3 protein-coding genes and 1 other RNA gene are annotated in these 3,606 nt (G+C 38.2%); 3 read left to right on the plus strand and 1 reads right to left on the minus strand.

The features are described 5' to 3' along the window. Nucleotides 1-176 precede the first annotated feature (176 nt). The 3 genes from smpB to ssrA all read left to right on the plus strand — a co-directional run bounded on the left by smpB (nt 177) and on the right by ssrA (nt 2,898). Nucleotides 177-644, plus strand: coding sequence for an SsrA-binding protein SmpB (gene smpB, locus BMX40_RS07845; protein WP_090868552.1), 468 nt, complete (start codon nt 177-179; stop codon nt 642-644). A gap of 98 nt (nt 645-742) precedes the next feature. After that, nucleotides 743-2,407, plus strand: coding sequence for a M20/M25/M40 family metallo-hydrolase (locus BMX40_RS07850; protein ID WP_090868554.1), 1,665 nt, complete (start codon nt 743-745; stop codon nt 2,405-2,407). A gap of 150 nt (nt 2,408-2,557) precedes the next feature. Next, nucleotides 2,558-2,898, plus strand: a transfer-messenger RNA (tmRNA) gene (gene ssrA, locus BMX40_RS07855). A 370-nt stretch (nt 2,899-3,268) separates the two neighbouring features. On the opposite strand, the gene BMX40_RS07860 is transcribed toward ssrA, so the two are convergent. Continuing rightward, nucleotides 3,269-3,606 (minus strand): transposase (locus BMX40_RS07860; protein WP_139177922.1); only part of this gene is annotated, 338 nt, incomplete at its 5' end.

Raw genomic sequence — 3,606 nt, forward strand, 5'->3', positions numbered from 1 at the left:
AAATCAACCGTAAGCCCGGAAGAATCAACGTTCAGTCCGAAAAATCAATCGTCCCACCCAAATAATTAACACTTAAATAGAAAAATCGACTGTAAGTGTTAAAATGATTTCTAATTGGATTAAAGCCGATTATTTGGTAAAATAAAGTTCACGGAAGATGTAGGAGGAAGTTACGTATGCCAAAAGGACAGGGAAAAGTGATCGCGCAAAATAAAAAAGCGTCTCATGACTATTTTATAGAGGATACGTATGAAGCGGGGATTGTTTTAAAAGGTACGGAAATTAAATCGCTTCGTGCAGGGCGTGTTAATCTTAAAGATTCCCATGCTCGTATCGACCGTCGTGGTGAGGTTCAATTAGTAAATTTACATATATCTGAATATGAGCAAGGGAATCGCTTTAATCATGATCCAACTCGCTCAAGAAAATTATTATTACATCGCAAAGAAATTGATAAATTAATTGGGCTCACGCAGCAGCAAGGGTACGCATTGGTTCCACTCAAAATTTATATCAAAAATGGTTATGCCAAAGTGTTAATTGGACTTGGAAAAGGGAAAAAGAAATACGATAAACGTGAAGACCTCAAGAAGAAACAAGTAAAACGTGATATTGATCGTGCTATAAAAGATCATATGCGCTAATTCTAAAATATAATGTAGTAATAAATCCATCAGTAGAAGGAAGACATCTTTTTGCTGATGGATTTTAATATAAACAATTTTAGGATGGGGGTAATTGGATGGCTGATGCATTTTTCGATAGTCGGGAAGAAGTTCTTTCCTTAACCAAGAGGCTTGTTGGGATTAATAGTATTGTTAATACAGAAGGGGAGGTGGTTATTGCTCATTCCTTATATACGTTACTGTCTTCCTATCCTTACTTCATGGAAAATCCTGACAACCTTGTAATTGAGCAGACGGTTAACGACGAGTATGAACGTTATAATGTATTAGCTTTTGTTAAAGGAACGAAACGACCTAGTAATCGTACGGTCATTTTAATGGGACATACGGATACGGTTGGCGTTGGCGATTTTAATAAGCTGCATGAATATGCTTTTTCCCCTGATGATTGGATGGAAATACTAAAGGAAGAAGATATCCCGGAAACTGCAAGGGACCAATTAGATTCTGGTGATTGGTTGTTTGGAAGGGGAGCATTGGATATGAAAAGCGGGCTTGCAAGCCATTTATATCTATTGCGCTATTATGCAGAAAATCCACATCAATTAGCTGGAAACTTGGTTCTTGTTGCTGAATGTGATGAGGAGGATAGCTCCAATGGGATTTTATCTGCACTCAAAACGTTGAAACAATGGAAGAAACAACACCGATTTGACTATGTGGCAGCAATTAATGCAGACTTTGTAGCACCTAGATATGAAGGGGATCCTAACCGATATATTTATAAAGGTACGGTTGGAAAATTATTGCCTTCTTTTTTTGTAACTGGAGCGGAAACACATGTTGGAGCAGCGTTTGAAGGATTAGATCCAAATTTTGTCGTATCGGAGTTGACGAAACAGTTAAGCTACAATCCAGCACTTTGTAATGAAGCATATGGTGAAGTTACCATGCCTCCAGTTTCATTAAAGCAGATAGATTTAAAACCAGCGTATGACGTACAAACAGCATTGTCGGCTTATGCATATTATAATTTTTTTATTCATTCTTGGTCACCAAAATATGTTCTGAATTTGCTAAAAGAACAAGCGGAAATAGCTTTTAAACGGGCGCTAACCATTTTTGAAGAGCGGTATAAGCAGTTTTGTCATGTTAGTGGTCAGAAAGTACAGGAAATCACATGGAACCCTCGGGTATTCACCTATGAAGAGATGAATCAAATGCTGACGAATGCCCATGGAGTAGCATATACGAATCATATGGAAATGTTTAAAAAGGAACTGTTAAATGATGATACACTGGACATTCGAATGTACGCAGCAAGAGTAGTAGAAGAAGCATGGAAGTGGATGGAGGATAAGAATCCAACAATTATCGTATTTTATTCTTCTCTCTACTCACCTCGAATTGAATTGACTGGGAAAACCAAGCAAGAGAAAATTGTAATTGAAGGCTTAGAAAAAGCAGTAGAGGAAATCCAACCAAACTACCAGTACCCTATTGTAACGAAGAATTTTTATCCTTATATTTCCGATATGAGCTTTATGGCTTTAAGTGATAGTGATCAGGATCTAGCTCCTGTTGCTGATAATAATCCAAGTTGGGGTTCAAAGTTTTATGTGAATTATCAAGATATACGAGATATCAATGTTCCTGTTATCAATATAGGACCTTATGGAATCGATGCACATAAAAAATTAGAACGAATGGAAATGACGTATTCTCTAGAAATTGTTCCGAACCTTACCAATCGAGTAATTCAACATGTGTTAAACCATTAAGTCATTTGGCATAACCTACCATTGAAGTGACCTTGATTTTAATGTGCCATGTGTTATAATAGAAATTGTCTTGGAGATAAGACATAATAACTTCATAAATAATGAATGTGCTCAATATTTATCCCAAGCGTTTCTCTTATATGGGGGCGTTACGGATTCGACAGGGGTAGATCGAGCTCAGGTTGCGCGTCGAGGTTACGGCTCGTAAAACGTTACTCGCCTAAATATAACTGGCAAAGAAAACAATTTATCTTTAGCAGCTGCGTAAGCACTGTCTAAAGGATCCTACCTGCTATCGCCCATGTAGCAGATTGTAGGGTCTCAACTTATAGTGGGCTATACGGTCATCCACCGTCTGAGGATGGGCGTTGAAATGAATCAGACTAGCTACTTGGAAGCCTGTTGGTAGGCTGAAAAGTAAGCGAATGATAATATACCAACTACACGTGTAGAAGCCTGAGTGGCGATATCTCTGGACGTGGGTTCGATTAGTAAATAGTCGCCTTTTGTGGTAACACAAAAGTGAAAATCCGGCTTTATCGGTGAAACCTAAGTTGCTATTTGATACTCTAGCAATAAGGCAATACCGAGCGGTGTGTGGAGTAATCCAACAGCCGTGTATCGACTTATAGGCTGCCAAAATTGGTAGTACTAGGATGCAGGATCTGCTGTGATGCAAATTTACATTCTGCATAAGACGCCGGAGAACCTGGTAATAGGTTCAAGATATAGTCAGTGCCATGACGAAAGCATGGAAGAGCACGTCCCACCGTCTCCACCAATACATAACGTTGGTGGTTTTTTTGTGTTTTTATTTGGTTCTACGTCAAATGTTGGGGTAGGAGTGCACACTCCTATCCCTTATCCTACTTGAAAGTCTAAATCTTTATATTGATGATGTAGTAATACACGTAACCTTAATCGATCATATCGTTTAAAGCCAAATGCATTTCGTTTAATAACTTTAGTTTGATTATTCAACCCTTCCACAAATCCATTGTTATAGCCAAAGGCAAAGCTATTCAAAACCTCTGGTTGCCAATTTTTAAGTGTGCCGATTGCTTGGATAAACTCATCCATTCCTGACTTTTCTACTTGGTTGTAAAAGTGGTATAGATCTTGTTTTATCTCACCTAAATCTTTTGTTCCATTCTTTGCTTCATCAAACCAGGAGCGAAATGCCTCCTTCAAACCATATG

The organism is Oceanobacillus limi (genome assembly GCF_900111445.1).
Classification (GTDB): Bacteria; Bacillota; Bacilli; order Bacillales; family Amphibacillaceae; genus Ornithinibacillus; species Ornithinibacillus limi.

Bases quoted from the DNA above. Each gene is read 5' to 3' on its own strand.
- smpB (WP_090868552.1), top strand. From the start codon at position 177: ATGCCAAAAGGACAGGGAAAAGTGATCGCGCAAAATAAAAAAGCGTCT.
- BMX40_RS07850 (WP_090868554.1), top strand. From the start codon at position 743: ATGGCTGATGCATTTTTCGATAGTCGGGAAGAAGTTCTTTCCTTAACC.